Below are 14857 nucleotides of genomic sequence, written 5' to 3'. Positions count from 1 at the left end.
ACCTCCAGTGGCTTCAACTTCGCTGCCAGATCCCTCCACAGCGGGTGGCATGGGCCAGGGACAAACCTTCGAGTGGCCAGCCGCAGCCCGCGGCCCGCGGATGGCGGGCGATGCTGACCCGCAGGTCGCAGGCCACCAGGCGGACGCCGCGCCCCCTGGCCGGCGTCATGGACCTCAGCTGACGCACCCGACGCTCCGCACCTGCGTCAGCGACACGCCAGTCCTGCGAAGCGCACGCACGCGGCGCAGCCCGCGTGGCGACGGGCACGTACCCGCTTTCCAAGTATGATCGGCGGATGTCCCTGGGCCATCCAAAGAATCGCGCGGACGCCACCCGTGAGGCCATCCTGGCGGCAGCGCGGGCGCAGTTTGCCGAGTACGGTTACGACAAGGCCACCATCCGTGGCATCGCCGCCCAGGCGGGCATCGATGCAGCGCTCGTGATGCGCTACTACGGCAACAAGGAAAAGCTGTTCGCTACCGCCGCCGAGTTCGATCTGCGCCTTCCGGACCTGGCCGCCGCGCCCCGCTCGAAACTCGGCCGGGTGCTGGCGGACCACTTCGTGAACCGCTGGGAGCACGACCCGAACCTGAAGGCGCTGCTGCGCTCGGCCGTGAGCAATCCGCAGGCCGCCCAGCGCTGCAAGGAGATCTTCGCCAGGCAACTGTCCAAGGCCATCTCCCAGGTCGAGCCCGATCCGGCTGCCGTACCGATCCGTGCCGGCCTGGTGGCGAGCCAGGCCCTCGGCGTGGCGCTGACCCGCTACATCCTGGCACTGGGCCCGATGGTTTCGATGCCTTCGGAACGGCTCGTCGCCGCACTGGCACCGACGTTCCAGCGCTACCTGGCAGCCGCCCTGCCGGGCAGGGGCTAGCATCCCAGGCAACCGCCCACATGCCAGTCACGCGCCTGTAGGAGCGAGCTTGCTCGCAACGTCTTGCTCTGGTCGCACGGACAAAAGCGTCGCGAGCACGCTCGCTCCTAAAACAGCTCAGGCCCGCGAGCCCAAGGAGGCTAGGCCGCATGCCTCGACCGTCGCGACGGCGGCGAGCGCGTCAGTTCGATGCGAGGCAACTCGAACTTCACGCAGACGCGCTCGCCCTCGGCGGCCTCCGCCCAGATCGAGCCGCCATGGGCTTCGACGATCGCCCGCGCGATCGACAGGCCCAGTCCCGCGCCCTGCTTGTCGCGTCGCGCCTGCCAGAAGGGCCGGAACATCGCGCCCATCTGCCCGGCGGAAAGCGCCGGGCCGCTGTTGGATACGCAGAAGGCCACCGCCGCATGGCCCGTCGCGCCGAGCGTGACCCGGCCGCCCGGTTCGGTGTGCTTGAGGGCGTTGTCCAGCAGGTTGCTCCAGACCCGTTGCAGGCGCTGCCGGTCGACCATCACCGCAGGCAGGCCGTGGGCGACCTGGACGACCAGGTCGATGCCCCTGGCGTCGAACAGGTCCTGGACCTGTTCGGTCGCGTCGCTGACGAGTTGTTCCGGGCGCGCCTGCTGCAGGTTGAGCATGGACACGTCGGCCAGGCCGCCCGCACTGATCGCCAGGAGATCGTCGACCAGGCCGGCCAGGCCTTGCACGCGCTCCTGCAACTTGCCCGTCAAGGCCCGGATGTCGGCCGGGTCCATGCCGCCCTGCGCCGCCCGCTCGATGGAGCCGGCCAGCAGCATCAACCCCGCCAGCGGATTGCGCAGGTCGTGGGCGACGAAGGCCAGCAACTGCTCCCGGTCGCGCACGGCCGTGCGCAATTGCTGCTGGGTACGATAGAGCGAGGAGACGTCCTGGTTGACGGCGACGGCGCCGACCGGCCGCGGCTCGTGCAGGTACAGCGGCGCCGCCGAGTTGAAGATCGTGCGACTCGAGCCATTGAAGCCGCAGATCTCCAGCAGCTCGTCCCGTATCGTTTCGCCCCGGTGCAGCGCCAGCGTGGACGCCCATCCCCCCGGCACGATCCGCTCGCCCGTGGCCACGTCCCGGGCCCGGAAATCGGCAAGATCGGGCAGGGGCCCCTGGTCCTCCAGGCCCCACAGCCGGCGGGCAGCGGGATTGGCTTCGACGATCTGCCCGGTCGGGTCGAAGCGCAACACGCCCACCGGCAGCAGGTCCAGGACCGTCTGCAGCAGCTGGCCGCGTTTCTCGCTCAGCGCGCGCGCGGCGATGAGTTCGGTGACATCCTCGTCGACCGCCACCGCACCGGTCAGCCGGCCCTGGGCGTCGTTCAGGGGAGCGGCCGTGTTGAGGATGGTGCGCTCGCTGCCGTCCGGGCACCGGGCGCGGAGCAACTGCTCGGACGTCTTGCGCTCACGGATGGCGCGCTGCAGGCCCCAGTCGCCCGGCGCGAGTTCCCCGCCCGAGTCCACCCGCCACGCGCGCAACGACGCCAGCTCGTCCGGGTGCGCCTCGGTGCGCCAGATGCGCCGCGCCGCACGGTTCATCCGTACGAGCCGGCCCGTCCGATCGGCGACCCAGACGCCGACCGGCATGAGGTCGATCATTTCCTGCAAAAGCCGTTCCACCGGCCCGCTCCGTGCGGATGCGGATGTCATTTTTGATACGTCGCCGGGAAGCTGCGGCCAAGGAAACGTGCGCGCCGCGTTACGGCGGAACGCCGGCCTGCCGCGTGGTGTGCTCACCCCACCCGAGGGCCGGCAGGCAAGCCGTCTTGCACGAGCCGATGCCGACAAACACGCGTGGAAGCCCTCGGAGGTGCGCCTTCCCCCTGCGGGGCGGGGAAGGGCCGCCTGCCGGGCATGGCTGCGGCGGCGGTCGGCACGACTGGCGGACTGATCTGCGCGGCTCGCGCACGCGGCGTAGTATCCAGCCATGGCCGAGCCTACGCCCGAAGGCCTGCGTCGCTACCCTCACACGCAGGGCTACTTTCCCGATCGGGCGCAGATCGAGGCGGCCCCCGACCGGGAGCTTCCCTGCACCTGCGTCGAAGGTTGCCCGCCCCGCTGCACCGGCGAATGCGGGTGCAAGGCATGCGAGCAGGCCTTCGCCGAGTTCTGCGACGTGGCCGGCTTTTACGGCCAGGGCGACTTCGACCACGAAGCCGCGCTGCAGGCGTACCGGGAGGTGCATACCGATGACCGCCTTCCTGGCGGTACTGGCGCCTGAGGCCGATCCGGTCGTCGGCCCCCTGCGCGAGCGGTGGGACCCGGCCGCGCACCGAGGCCTGGGTGCGCACATCACGGTCCGTTACCCGTTTCTCCGGCTTGCCGAGCTGAGCACGCGCGACCTGGAGCAGTTGGCCGCTGCAGCCGCTTCCGTACCCGGCTTCCGGTACAGGCTGGCGCGCGTGTCCCGATTTCCCGCAACGGTGTTTCTCGACCCCGAACCCGCCGCGCCGTTCGCCGCCTTGCGAGCCGCTATCGAGGGCGTCTTCGCTCCGCGGCTGCCGGCAGACAGGTTCCCGCGCTACATCCCCCACCTGTCGATCGCCCGCAACGTTCGGCGCGGCGACGGCGTGGTGCTCGATGCACTGGAGACGGCGTTGTCCGGGGGCGCCATCAGCGCGCATTGCCGGGAGGTGGCCTTGCTCGAGCGCACGGGCGGTCCTTGGCGCACGCGGCTGAGGCTGCCACTCGGATAGCGCCGCTTGCTCGCCGGCGCATCGGCAGAGGAGTCCGAACCGTTCCCCGGAAATTTGCAGCTTGGCCCAGCCGCTCGACAGAACCGCGGGGCATGTTTTCCCGGCACTACTCGATGTTCTGCACCTGCTCGCGCATCTGCTCGATCAGCACCTTGAGTTCCACCGCGGCGTTGGTGGTGCGCGCGTCGACCGACTTGGAGCCGAGCGTGTTGGCTTCGCGGTTGAACTCCTGCATGAGGAAGTCCAGCCGGCGCCCGACCGGTTCGGCCAGGCCGAGCACACGGCGCGTCTCGGTGACGTGGGTGGCGAGCCGGTCGAGCTCCTCGTCGACGTCGCTGCGGGTGACCTGCAGCACCAGTTCCTGCTCGAGCCGGCCGGGATCCGCGGGCTGCTTGAGGTCGGCCAGGCGCGCCTCCAGGCGTGCGCGAAGGGCGGCGCGGATGTCCGGCATCCACTCGCGCACCCGGGCGACGATCCGTTCGATGGCGTCGAGCTTCTCGCGCAGGATCGCCGCCAGTTTCTCGCCCTCGCGCTCGCGGGTGGCGGCGAGTGCGTCCAGCGCCCGCTCGAGCACCTCGAACAGCGCCGCCTGCTGCGCCTCCGGGTCGGCCTCGGCCTGGCGCAGCACGCCGGGGAAGCGCAGCAGCTCGGTCAGCTGCACCTGCAGGCCGGGGAAGCGGCCGGACAGCTCGCGGTTGAGCGCCGCCAGGCGGCTGAGCGTCACCTCGTCCACCTCCAGCGAGTCGGCGCGCGAGTCCACGCCGCGCAGGCGCACGGTCAGATCCACCTTGCCGCGCGAGAGCCGGGCCGCCACGCGCTCGCGCAACGCCGACTCGAAGCCGCGCAGCTCGTCCGGCAGACGCGGGCTCAGTTCCAGGTAGCGGTGGTTGACGGTGCGCAGCTCGCAGCTGAGCGTGCCGGCAGGGCCCTGGGTTTCGGCGCTGGCGTAGGCCGTCATGCTGCGGATCATGCGTCGAGCCTTGCGGTCGGTGGGGAAGCGGCAATGGTAAACTTTCGCATCCCGCCTTGCCCAACCCAGGCCCTCGCATGACCATGACCCGCCCGAGCGGCCGCGCCAGCGACCAGCTGCGTCCGGTGACGCTGCAGCGCCACTACACCCGCCACGCCGAAGGTTCGGTGCTGGTGAGCTTCGGCGACACCCGCGTGCTGTGCACCGCCAGTATCGAGGACCGTGTGCCGCCGTGGCTGCGCGGCAAGGGCGAAGGCTGGGTGACCGCCGAGTACGGCATGCTGCCGCGCGCCACCGGTACACGCACCCAGCGCGAAGCGACCCGCGGCAGCCAGGGCGGCCGCACGCTGGAGATCCAGCGGCTGATCGGCCGATCGCTGCGCGCCTGCGTCAACCGCCAGGCGCTCGGCGAACGCGTGATCACGCTGGACTGCGACGTGATCCAGGCCGACGGCGGCACCCGCACGGCGGCGATCACCGGCGCCTACGTGGCGCTGGTCGATGCGGTGAATTTCCTGATGCGACGCGAGAACCTCAAGCGCAACCCGATCGTCGGCGCGGTGGCGGCGGTGTCGGTGGGCATCTACCAGGGCGTGCCGGTGCTGGACCTGGACTACCTCGAAGACTCGGCCTGCGACACCGACATGAACGTGGTGATGAACGACGGCGGCGGCTTCATCGAGGTGCAAGGCACCGCCGAGGGCCACGCCTTCCGCCGCAAGGAAATGGACGCCATGCTGCGCCTCGCCGAGAAGGGTATCGGCGAACTGGTCGCGGCGCAGCGCGCGGCGCTGGCGGAGGCTTGAGCATGCGCCGTCTCGTACTGGCCAGCGCCAACCAGGGCAAGCTCGCCGAGTTCGACGCGCTGCTCGCCGGCAGCGGTTTCGAGGTGGTCACGCAGGGCAGCCTCGGCGTGGTCGACATCGAGGAAACCGGCACCACCTTCGTCGAGAACGCGCTGCTGAAGGCGCGCCACGCGGCACGCATCACGCGACTGCCGGCGCTGGCCGACGACTCGGGCCTGTGCGTGGAACAGCTCGACGGCGCGCCCGGGCTGTACTCGGCCCGCTACGCCGGCGGCCACGGCAACGCCGCCGCCAACCGCGCCAAGCTGCTGCGCGCGCTCGACGGCGTGCCGACCGAGAAGCGCGGCGCCTTCTTCATCTGCGTGCTGGTGCTGCTGCACCACGCCGACGATCCCGCGCCGCTGATCGCCGAAGGCCGCTGGCACGGCCGCATCCTGGAAGCCGAACGAGGCGACGGCGGCTTCGGCTACGACCCTCTGTTCCTGCCCGACGGGCAGACCCTGTCGGCCGCCGAGCTCGCCCCGGCACTGAAGAACCGGCTGAGCCATCGCGGCCAGGCCCTGGCCCGCCTGCAGGAGCAACTGGGCGCGCAGCCACGGCCATGACGCTGATCGCGCCGCCGCTGGCGCTGTACGTGCACATGCCCTGGTGCGTGAAGAAGTGCCCGTACTGCGATTTCAATTCGCACGGCCTGCGCGGCGAGCCGCCGTATGCGGCCTACGTGGACACCCTGCTCGCCGACCTCGATGCCGATCTCGCCGATTTCGGCGCGGCGGCGCAGGGGCGCCCGATCGTCAGCGTGTTCTTCGGCGGCGGCACGCCCAGCCTGTTCGCGCCCGGGCACGTCGCGCGCTTCCTGGACGGCGCCCGCGCGCGGCTGCCGTTCGTCGCGGATTGCGAGATCACGCTGGAGACCAATCCGGGCACGGTCGAACACGGCCGTTTCGACGACTATCTGGCCGCGGGCGTGAACCGGTTGTCCTTCGGCATCCAGAGTTTCGACGACGACAAGCTGCGGCGACTGGGGCGCATCCACTCGGCCGCCGAGGCCGAGACGGCAGTGAAGTCGGCGCAGGATGCCGGCTACGACAACCTCAACCTGGACCTCATGTACGCGCTGCCGCAGCAGACGCCGGAAGGTGCGCTCGCGGACGTGGAACGGGCGATCGCACTTGCCCCCACGCACATCTCGCACTACCAGCTCACGCTGGAGCCCAACACCGCCTTCGCCTCCAACCCGCCGCCGCTGCCCGACGACGACGACGCCTGGGCGATGCAGGAGGCCTGCCAGGCCCGCCTGGCCCGGGCCGGCTACGGCCAGTACGAGATCTCCGCCTACGCGCGCCCGGGCCGGCGCTGCCGGCACAACCTCAACTACTGGGAGTTCGGCGATTACCTGGGGATCGGCGCCGGCGCGCACGGCAAGCTGACCGACCCGGCCGCCGGCACCGTGCGCCGGCGCTGGAAGAGCCGCCACCCGCGCACCTACCTGGAGGCCGCCGGCGGTCCGGCGCGCCTGGGCGGCGACGGCCCGGTGGCGCCGGCCGAACTGCCGTTCGAGTACATGCTCAACGCCCTGCGGCTGCACGACGGGGTGCCGCTGCGTCAGTTCGGCGAACGCACCGGCCTGGCGGTGGAACGCATCGCTCCCGCCCTGGCCCGCGCACGCGACCGCGGCTGGCTGCTGGAGGCGCCGGACCGGCTGCAGCCCTCGCCGCTGGGCCAGCGCTTCCTCAACGACCTGATCGGCCTGTTCCTGGACTGAGCTCGGCCTATGGCGGCCCAGGCGCCGGGCGCATACACTGGCCCGCGTCAAAATTCCGAGAACTGCGTCATGGATGTCGAGCAAAGGCAGCACCTCGCGGCCATGCCCGGATCGGATGAGCGGTCCGCCTTTGACCGCTGGCCCGCGCGGGTGCAGCGCCTGGTCACCGAGCTGCGCGCGCTGTGCGCGGCGCGGCTGGAGCGGGTCCTGCTGGAGGGGCTGGATGCCCTCGACGACGGCCTCTACCAGCAGGCCGAGCGCTCGCGCGGCCACCTCGAACAGCAGCGCTGCTTCGACAGCCGCGGCCTGCTGCGTCGCGGCCGGGCCGCGTTCCTGCGGCAGGCGCTGGAGCACGTGGCCGAGAGTTTCGGGCGCATGGGCGAAGGCCCCGAGCCGCCGGACCCGGCGGGAGCACCGCAGGCGTTGAGCCTGCTCGCCCGCGACGAGCACGAACTGACCGCCGCCGCCGAACAACTGGTCTCGCGCGGGGAAGTCCACACCGGCCCGCTGCTGGCCGAGTTGTCCTACCGCCTGGCCGTGCTGGTGGGCGCGCCGCCGCTGGAAGGCGCGGCGCTGCCCACCTCGCCGCGCAACCTGGCCGCCGCGGTGCGCCGGGCCCTGCCGGTACTGGACCTGCCGCCGGAACACCAGGTGCAGCTGGTACAGGCGCTCGAACGCAAGCTCGCCGACACTCTCCTGCCCCTGTACGAGGCGATCAACGCCCATCTCCTGGCCGACGGCGTGCTGCCGCACCTGCGCGCCTTTGCCGGCGCCCGGCCGGCGCACGCGCCGCCGGCACCGCCTTCGATCAAGGCGCCCCCGCCCGTGGAAACGGCGACCACCGTGCCCGCGCCGCGCAACGAACCGATCACCGTACTGGAGAGCCTGCGCGACCTGCTCGCACGCCAGCGGGGTGGGGCGAACCACACGCCCGCCGGTGCCGCCGCCACGCCCGGCGAACTGGAGGCTGCGCTCGGCGCCCTGCAACGCCACCTGGCCCAGGTGACCGACCGCGCCAGCCGCGAACTGCGCAGCGCGCAGCGCCTGCGCGAGGAACTGCTCGCCCACCTCAATGCGGGCAAGCCCGCCGGCGCCGCGCGTACCGCCCTCAGCCCCGAGCAGGACGACACGGTGGAACTGGTGGCGCGCCTGTTCGAGCAGCTGGCGCAGCAACTCCAGCAAGGGCCGGGCAGCACCGCGTTGCTGGGCGAGCTGCAAGTGCCGATCCTGCGCGTGGCGATGGCCGACCGTGGTTTCTTCGAACAGGCGGAGCACCCGGCCCGCCACCTGCTCGGCACGCTGGCGGAAGCCAGCCGCGACTGGGGCGACGGCAACGGCATCGATCCCGACCTTGCCGCCCAGCTCGGCCGACTGGTGGCCCGCGCGCAGCGCGAGCCACCCAGCGCCGGCCTCTACACCAGCCTGCTGGCCGACATCCGCCACCAGCTCGCCCAGCTCAACCGCAAGGCGCAGGTGACCGAGCGCCGCCAGGTGGAGGCGGCCCAGGGCCGCGAGCGCCTGCACCAGGCGCGCCAGCGTGCCGCCGAAGTGCTGGCCGCGCGCTTCGTGGAGAGCACCCCGCGTGGCCTGTTGCGCGCGCTGCTCGACCGCGCCTGGTCGGACGTTCTCGCGCTGGCGCTGCTGCGCCACGGTGAGGACAGCGAGGCCTTCGCGGAGCGGTTGCGGCTGACCGACCAGTTGCTCGGCCGCCTGCCGGTCGAGGATCCGCTGCGCCTGCGCCTGGCGGTGGAGGATCACCTGCAGCAGATCGGCATGCAGGCCGAGGAGGCCGAGCAGGTTGCGCAACGGCTCATCGGAGGCGCCGCCGAGCCCGAGTCCACCCGCAACGCGTCGCCAGCGGCAGCCGCCACCCTCGCCGATCTTCCCGTGCCGGGCGCCGCCGCCGGACCGCCCAGCGCCACCGACCTCGCCCTGCGACTGAAGCAGCGCCAGCGACTGGGCGAGCAGCGCGGCGGACCGGCACAACCCGCTGCGACGCCTCCCGAGCCGCCGCTCGGCCCGCAGGAGGCGCGCATCCACAACCGGCTGCGCCAGCTCCCCTACGGCAGCTGGTTCGAGTTCGTCGATCCGGCCACCGGGACGACGACGCGGCGCAAGCTGGCCTGGTTCTCGCCGCTGTCGGGCAACAGCCTGTTCGTCAACCGGCGCGGCCAGCGGGTGGCCGAGATGAACCTGCGCGAGCTGGCCGCCGCCATGGCTGCCGGCCGTGTGCGCGAACTGTCCGCGCCGCGCGAGAACCTGCTCGACCGGGCCTTGCGCGCCCTCACCGGCAGCCTGCAGCGGGCGCCTGCCCACCCATGACCGGTCAGGTCATCCCGCTGGAGCAACGCCGCGCGCCACGCAAGCGCACGGCGAGTTCCCCGCTGGTCACCGACACGATCAATGCACGTCCGCTGGGTTACCTGTGCAACCTGTCGGCCAGCGGCGTGCTGCTGCTGACCGGCGAGCGGCCGCACAGCGAAGCAGTGTTCCAGGTGCGCCTGCCGTTGGCCGGCGCGCCGGGGGGCGCCAGCACCATCGAGATCGGCCTGCAGGAGCAGTGGCAACAGCCTGCCGCCAGCCCCGGCCAGATCTGGGTCGGGTACCGCATCATCTCGATCGCCCCCGAGGATGCGGTCGCGCTGGTGCAGTGGCTGCAACGGGCCTGATGCGGCGCCACGGTGACGCGCCTGCGTCATCGGCATAGACTCAGGACCATCGTGGAACGGCAAGGCTTCCCATGGATGTCGAACAACCGGACCGGCATCGTCCGACCACGGCCGCCGCACCGGCACACTGGCCGGCGCGGACACGGCGGCTGATCGACGAGATCCGCAGCCTGTGCCAGGCGTGGCTGGCCGAGCCGTTGCGCCAGTGCCTGATCGAATTCGACCGCGTGCTGCACGAACACGCGGCGCAGGCCCGCAGCCACATCGACCAGCAGCGCTACCAGGCCACCCGCCAGCGCCTGGTGCTCGAGCGCCAGGCGTTCGAGGAACGCTTCGTCGCCTGCATTGACCGGGCCCTGCTCGAACTCGGCGCGCAGCCGGCCGCTACGAAGGCGCCTGCGGCCCGCCTGACCCTGAGCCTGCTCGATCCGCTCGAGCACGAGATGACCGCAGCACTGGACCAACTGGTCGCGCGCAGCGAGGCCCGGGGCGGCCCGCTGCTGGTCGAGCTCAGCTACCGCCTGGCCGTGCTGGTCGGCGTGCCGCCGCTGGAGGGCGAGGCGATGCCGCTGGGCCCGCAGGCGATGGCCAAGGCCTTCCGCGATTCCAGCGCAGCACTGGGCCTGCCGATCGAGCACCACCTGCTTCTGCTGCAGGCGCTGGAAGGCAAGCTGATGCAGGGCCTGACGCCCTTGCACCAGATGATCAACAGCCATCTCGCCGGCGCGGGCATCCTGCCGCGGTTGCGGCCCTTTCCATTGCCGCGCACCCCGCGCAAGCCGCGGCGACAACAGCCGCTGCCGCCGGCGCCGATCCCGGAGCCGGCGACGCCGGCCGGCTCCGGCGGGCTGCGTGAGCTGCTCGCGCACCAGCGGGGTCCGCGCCCGGTCACCGCACACGCGCGCTTCGCCAGCACGGAAGAATTGCAGGCCGCACTGGCCGCCCTGCAGGCGCAACGCAACCGCCTGGCCGAATCAGGCCTGCTGCGCCATGCGCAGCGGTTGCGCGAGGCGCTGGTGGACCAGTTGAACCTCGGCCAGCCGCTCGACGCCATTCCGATCCGCCCCGGCCCCGACGCGGACGACGCACTGGAACTCGTCGTGCGCCTGTTCGAGATGCTGCGCCGCCAGCTGGCGCCCGCCGGCCCGGCCTATCCCCTGCTGGACCGGCTGGAGCTGCCCATGCTGCGCGCGGCGGTGGCCGATCCGGCGTTCTTCGACCGCCGCGAGCACCCGGCGCGCCTGCTGCTGGAGCAACTGCTCGAAGCTGCCCGGGACTGGCTCGCCGACAGCGACGGCGGCCTGGTCGCCCCGCTGGAACAGATGCTGGAGCGGCTCGACCGCGAGCCGCCGCTGGCCGCGCTGCACGCCGAGCTGCTGGCCGAACTCGAGCGCCAGCTCGCGCAGCTGCAACGCAAGGCGCAGGCGACCGAGCGTCGCCACGTGGAGGCGATGCAGGGCCGCGAGCGCCTGGAACAGGCCCGCCAGCGCGCCAACGACGTGCTCGCCGGCCTGCTCGCCAAGGCGCCGCCGAACGCCGCGCTGCGCACGCTGCTCGAGCACGCGTGGGCGGACGTACTGGCGCTCACGCTGCTGCGCCACGGCGAGCAGAGCGAGACCTTCGCCCGGCGCCTGGTAATCACCGACCAACTGCTGGGGCGCCTGCCGCCCGGCAATCTGGACGCGCTCACCGCCGAAGTGGAAGCGGGCCTGGCGCAGATCGGCATGCACGGCGAGGAGGCCACGGGGATCGCGCAGCGGCTGATCGGCGCCGGCGCGTTGCAGGAGGCCGATGCGCCCGGGTTGAACGGGCTGGCCATGCGCCTGAAGCAGCGCCGCGCGACGATGGCGGCGCCCGCGCCCGCACCCGTGGCGCCACCACTCACCGCCGAGGCGCTGCGGCTGCACCAGCGCCTGAGCCAGCAGGCCGGCGGATGGTTCGAGTTCACCGAAGGGGACGGCAGCCGGGTCCGCCGCAAGCTGGCCTGGTATTCCGCCCGTGCCGCGCGCGGCCTGTTCGTCACCCGCCAGGGGCAGCGCGCCGAGGAACTGAGCCTGGGCGACCTGGCGCGGGCGATCGCCGCGGGTCAAGTCCGCGAAGTGCCTGCCGTTAACGAGACCGAGCTCGACCGTGCCTGGCGCGCGCTGACCGACAGCCTGCGCCAGGCCGCTCCCGTGCCCGGAGTCCGTCCATGATGCAGAACCCCCAGGAAAGCCGCCGCGCCCACCGCAAGCCGGTCAACATCGCCGCCGATGTGATCGATGCGATGAGCGGCCGCCGCATGGGGCAACTGGGCAACCTGTCGGCCAGCGGCATGCTGCTGATCGGCACCGAGGCGCCGCGCAGCGAGGCGATCTACCAGCTGCGCCTGCCGTTGCCCGGGCTGGGCACGCCCGCGGCGATGATCGAGGTCGGCGTGCAGGAGCAATGGCACGAGGTGGCGGCCACGCCGGGCCAGGTCTGGGCCGGCTACCGCATCATCGCCATCGCCGACGACGCCGCGGCCGAGCTGCAACGCTGGCTCGAGCTGCCGGACTGACCCGGCTGGCCCGCGGCCGGCCTTCGCGCGATCATGACGGTTCCCCACCGTGCGGGCGTGTCCGCCCGCACGGCTGACCTGCAAGGAATCCGCATGACCGACCACCTCGCCCCGCTCTACGCCCAGCACCTGGCCACTCTCCGCCGCCGCACCGACGAGGCGCTCGCCCTGGGCGGCTTCGACCGGTTGCTGATCCCCGCGGGCACGCCGCTGCGCAAGTTCCTCGACGACCAGGACTACCCTTTCGTCGCCAACCCGCACTTCCGCCACTGGTTGCCACTGACCGACACGCCGGGGAGCTGGCTGGTGTACGCACCGGGCGCGCGGCCCAGGCTGGTGTTCGTGCAGCCGCGCGACTACTGGCACGTGGTGCCGGCGGCGCCGGGCGGCTACTGGGTCGAGCACTTCGAGGTCCAGATCGTGCGCAGCGCGGACGAAGCGGTGGCGGCCCTGCCCAAGGATGGCCGCAACGCGGTGGTCGGTCCGGCCTGCCCCGCCGTCGACGGGGTGCAGGCGAACAACCCGCAGGCGGTGCTGGACTACCTGCACTGGCACCGCTCCTACAAGACGCCCTACGAGCTGGCGCTGATGCGCGAAGCCAACCGCATCGGCGCACGCGCCCACCGCGCGGCCGAGGCGGCCTTCCGCAACGGCGAAAGCGAGTTCGGCATCCACATGGCCTACCTCGCCGCCGCGCGCCAGATCGATGCGGAGCTGCCCTACGCCAGCATCGTGGCCCTCAACGAACACGGCGCGGTGCTGCACTACACCCGCTTCGACCGCGAGCCGCCGGCGGCGCATCGCTCCTTCCTGATCGACGCAGGCGCCAGCTGCGCCGGCTATGCCAGCGACATCACCCGCACCTACGCCGCCGCCGGCGCGGACGAGTTCCAGGCGCTCATCGACAGCGTCGACGCGGCCCAGCGCGGCTTCGCCGCCCAGGTGCGTCCCGGCCAGAGCTACCCCGAGCTGCACATCCACGCCCACCACGTGCTGGCCGGCGTGCTGCGCGAGCACGGCATCGTCCGCATGGGCGAGGAAGAGGCGGTCGCCAGCGGCGTCACCTCCGCGTTCTTCCCGCACGGCCTGGGCCACCCGATCGGCGTGCAGGTGCACGACGTGGCCGGTTTCCAGCAGAACGAGCGCGGCGGCAGCATCCCGCGCCCCGAGGGCCACCCCTACCTGCGCATGACCCGCGTGCTGGAGCCGGGCATGGTGGTGACCATCGAGCCGGGTCTGTACTTCATCGACATGCTGCTGGACGAACTGCGCGCCAACCCGGCCGCGAAGCACGTGGACTGGGCCCGGGTCGAGGCCTTGCTCCCCTATGGCGGCATCCGCATCGAGGACGACGTGGCGTGCACCGAGGGCGCGCCGGAGAACCTCACCCGCGACGCCTTCGCCCGACTGGCGACGTGAGCCCTCACCGCTGCCGCCGCACCGGCGGCGGCAGCGGCGCCGCATCGCGGGAAGCAGGGCGTGTCGGCGGCGAGCGTCCGCGCCTCAGTGATACCCCTCGTCCGCCGCCACCTTGCCGCGGAACACGCGATACGAATACACCGTGTAGCCCAGCACCGCCGGGATCAGGAACACCGCGCCGACCAGCACGAAGCCCTGCGAGGTCGCCGGCGAGGCGGCCTCCCAGATGCTCAGCGACGGCGGCACGATGTTCGGCCACATGCCCGCCACCAGGCCGAGGAAGCCCAGCGCGAAGAAGCACAGCGCGAGCACGAACGGCTGCACCTCGCGGTTCTTCAGCACGGCCCGCCACAGCAGCACGGCATTGAGCGTGGTCAGGATCGGCACCGGCGACAGGTAGAGGAAATGCGTGCCGGTGAACCAGCGCTCCATCAGCTGCGAGTCGAGGAACGGCAACCACGCGCTCACGATCAGCATGAAGCTGATCACCGCCAGCATCAGCGGCCGGGTGAGGTCGAAGGCGATGCGCTGCAGCCGCCCCTCGGTCTTGAGGATCAGCCAGGTCGCGCCCAGCAGGGCATAGCCGAACACCACGGCGATGCCGGTCATCACCGCGAACGGGCTGAACCAGCCGAACACGCCCTGCACGTACTTGCCGCCGGTGAGCGGCATGCCCTCCACCAGCGCGCCCAGGATCAGGCCCTGCGCGAAGGCGGTGAGCAGCGAGCCCACGCTGAAGGCCACGCCCCAGAGCCAGCGCGAGCTGTGCGCCTTGAAGCGGAACTCGAACGCCACGCCGCGGAAGATCAGCGCGATCAGCATCACCAGGATCGGCAGGTACAGCGCCGACAGCACGATCGCATAGGCCTTGGGGAAGGTGGCCAGCAGCCCGGCGCCGCCGAGCACCAGCCAGGTCTCGTTGCCGTCCCAGATCGGCGCGGCGGTGTTCATCATGTGGTCGCGCTGGTGCTCGTCGTCGGCGAACGGCAGCAGGATGCCCAGGCCCAGCACGAAGCCGTCCAGCAGCACGTACATGATCACCGCGAAGCCGATGATGAAGAACCACACCACCGGAAGGATGCTGGCCCAGTCCAT

The 14857-nt window shown here is 71.8% G+C and carries 14 protein-coding genes; 11 read left to right on the top strand and 3 right to left on the bottom strand.

Going from position 1 to position 14857, the window contains the following annotated elements:
* The first annotated feature begins 296 nt into the window (after positions 1-296).
* Positions 297-875, top strand: a complete 579-nt coding sequence (locus WAT24_RS02805) for a TetR/AcrR family transcriptional regulator (protein ID WP_336806297.1) — start codon at positions 297-299, stop codon at positions 873-875.
* Positions 876-1015: 140 nt separating this feature from the next.
* Here the strand turns inward: WAT24_RS02805 and WAT24_RS02800 are convergent, their stop codons facing one another.
* Positions 1016-2827 carry a sensor histidine kinase gene (locus tag WAT24_RS02800; protein ID WP_336806296.1) on the bottom strand — a complete coding sequence of 604 codons (1812 nt, stop codon included), beginning with the start codon at positions 2825-2827 and terminating at the stop codon, positions 1016-1018.
* On the opposite strand from WAT24_RS02800, the gene WAT24_RS02795 reads away from it, so the two are divergent.
* Positions 2826-3119, top strand: a complete 294-nt coding sequence (locus WAT24_RS02795) for a hypothetical protein (RefSeq protein ID WP_336806295.1) — start codon at positions 2826-2828, stop codon at positions 3117-3119. The genes WAT24_RS02800 and WAT24_RS02795 overlap by 2 nt on opposite strands.
* Positions 3088-3594 carry a 2'-5' RNA ligase family protein gene (locus tag WAT24_RS02790; protein WP_336806294.1) on the top strand — a complete coding sequence of 169 codons (507 nt, stop codon included), beginning with the start codon at positions 3088-3090 and terminating at the stop codon, positions 3592-3594. The genes WAT24_RS02795 and WAT24_RS02790 overlap by 32 nt, the downstream gene beginning before the upstream one ends.
* A 106-nt stretch (positions 3595-3700) precedes the next feature.
* Here the strand turns inward: WAT24_RS02790 and WAT24_RS02785 are convergent, their stop codons facing one another.
* On the bottom strand, positions 3701-4564 hold the full coding sequence (locus WAT24_RS02785) for a YicC/YloC family endoribonuclease (protein WP_336806293.1): 864 nt from the start codon (positions 4562-4564) through the stop codon (positions 3701-3703).
* A gap of 77 nt (positions 4565-4641) precedes the next feature.
* Here WAT24_RS02785 and rph point away from each other — a divergent pair, with 77 nt between their 5' ends.
* From rph to pepQ, 8 genes are all read left to right on the top strand, one after another.
* Positions 4642-5370, top strand: coding sequence for a ribonuclease PH (rph, locus tag WAT24_RS02780; protein WP_336806292.1), 729 nt, complete (start codon positions 4642-4644; stop codon positions 5368-5370).
* A 2-nt stretch (positions 5371-5372) separates the two neighbouring features.
* Entirely contained in the window at positions 5373-5975 is a 603-nt protein-coding gene (gene rdgB, locus WAT24_RS02775) for an RdgB/HAM1 family non-canonical purine NTP pyrophosphatase (RefSeq protein WP_336806291.1), read from the top strand.
* Complete coding sequence (hemW, locus tag WAT24_RS02770) at positions 5972-7135, top strand: radical SAM family heme chaperone HemW (RefSeq protein WP_336806290.1); 1164 nt, start codon at positions 5972-5974, stop codon at positions 7133-7135. Before rdgB ends, hemW begins: the two co-directional genes overlap by 4 nt.
* A gap of 102 nt (positions 7136-7237) precedes the next feature.
* The gene (locus tag WAT24_RS02765) at positions 7238-9457 is read left to right on the top strand and encodes a DUF1631 family protein (RefSeq protein ID WP_336806289.1); all 2220 of its coding nucleotides are present in this window, start codon (positions 7238-7240) and stop codon (positions 9455-9457) included.
* Entirely contained in the window at positions 9454-9804 is a 351-nt protein-coding gene (locus WAT24_RS02760; protein ID WP_336806288.1) for a PilZ domain-containing protein, read from the top strand. The genes WAT24_RS02765 and WAT24_RS02760 overlap by 4 nt, the downstream gene beginning before the upstream one ends.
* Positions 9805-9875: 71 nt before the next feature.
* Positions 9876-11999, top strand: a complete 2124-nt coding sequence (locus WAT24_RS02755; RefSeq protein WP_336806287.1) for a DUF1631 family protein — start codon at positions 9876-9878, stop codon at positions 11997-11999.
* Positions 11996-12343 (top strand): PilZ domain-containing protein, encoded by a 348-nt coding sequence (locus tag WAT24_RS02750; protein ID WP_336806286.1) that lies wholly within the window; start codon positions 11996-11998, stop codon positions 12341-12343. The genes WAT24_RS02755 and WAT24_RS02750 overlap by 4 nt, the downstream gene beginning before the upstream one ends.
* A 93-nt stretch (positions 12344-12436) precedes the next feature.
* A complete protein-coding gene (gene pepQ / locus WAT24_RS02745; RefSeq protein ID WP_336806285.1) occupies positions 12437-13762 on the top strand; it encodes a Xaa-Pro dipeptidase in 1326 nt (441 codons plus the stop codon).
* Positions 13763-13846: 84 nt separating this feature from the next.
* On the opposite strand, the gene cydB is transcribed toward pepQ, so the two are convergent.
* The gene (gene cydB, locus WAT24_RS02740) at positions 13847-14857 is read right to left on the bottom strand and encodes a cytochrome d ubiquinol oxidase subunit II (protein ID WP_336806373.1); all 1011 of its coding nucleotides are present in this window, start codon (positions 14855-14857) and stop codon (positions 13847-13849) included.

It is taken from the genome of Fulvimonas yonginensis (genome assembly GCF_037137055.1).
GTDB classification, from domain to species: Bacteria; Pseudomonadota; Gammaproteobacteria; order Xanthomonadales; family Rhodanobacteraceae; genus Frateuria_A; species Frateuria_A yonginensis.
Note: the sequence above shows the minus strand (reverse complement) of the source record. Positions and strands in the feature narration are given on the sequence as shown.

Coding starts and splice junctions, on each gene's coding strand:
- rph (WP_336806292.1), top strand. CDS start 4,642: ATGACCATGACCCGCCCGAGCGGCCGCGCCAGCGACCAGCTGCGTCCG.
- WAT24_RS02785 (WP_336806293.1), bottom strand. CDS start 4,564: ATGATCCGCAGCATGACGGCCTACGCCAGCGCCGAAACCCAGGGCCCT.
- hemW (WP_336806290.1), top strand. CDS start 5,972: ATGACGCTGATCGCGCCGCCGCTGGCGCTGTACGTGCACATGCCCTGG.
- WAT24_RS02765 (WP_336806289.1), top strand. CDS start 7,238: ATGCCCGGATCGGATGAGCGGTCCGCCTTTGACCGCTGGCCCGCGCGG.
- cydB (WP_336806373.1), bottom strand. CDS start 14,857: ATGGACTGGGCCAGCATCCTTCCGGTGGTGTGGTTCTTCATCATCGGC.
- WAT24_RS02760 (WP_336806288.1), top strand. CDS start 9,454: ATGACCGGTCAGGTCATCCCGCTGGAGCAACGCCGCGCGCCACGCAAG.
- WAT24_RS02755 (WP_336806287.1), top strand. CDS start 9,876: ATGGATGTCGAACAACCGGACCGGCATCGTCCGACCACGGCCGCCGCA.
- WAT24_RS02750 (WP_336806286.1), top strand. CDS start 11,996: ATGATGCAGAACCCCCAGGAAAGCCGCCGCGCCCACCGCAAGCCGGTC.
- pepQ (WP_336806285.1), top strand. CDS start 12,437: ATGACCGACCACCTCGCCCCGCTCTACGCCCAGCACCTGGCCACTCTC.
- WAT24_RS02805 (WP_336806297.1), top strand. CDS start 297: ATGTCCCTGGGCCATCCAAAGAATCGCGCGGACGCCACCCGTGAGGCC.
- WAT24_RS02790 (WP_336806294.1), top strand. CDS start 3,088: ATGACCGCCTTCCTGGCGGTACTGGCGCCTGAGGCCGATCCGGTCGTC.
- WAT24_RS02795 (WP_336806295.1), top strand. CDS start 2,826: ATGGCCGAGCCTACGCCCGAAGGCCTGCGTCGCTACCCTCACACGCAG.
- rdgB (WP_336806291.1), top strand. CDS start 5,373: ATGCGCCGTCTCGTACTGGCCAGCGCCAACCAGGGCAAGCTCGCCGAG.
- WAT24_RS02800 (WP_336806296.1), bottom strand. CDS start 2,827: ATGGCTGGATACTACGCCGCGTGCGCGAGCCGCGCAGATCAGTCCGCC.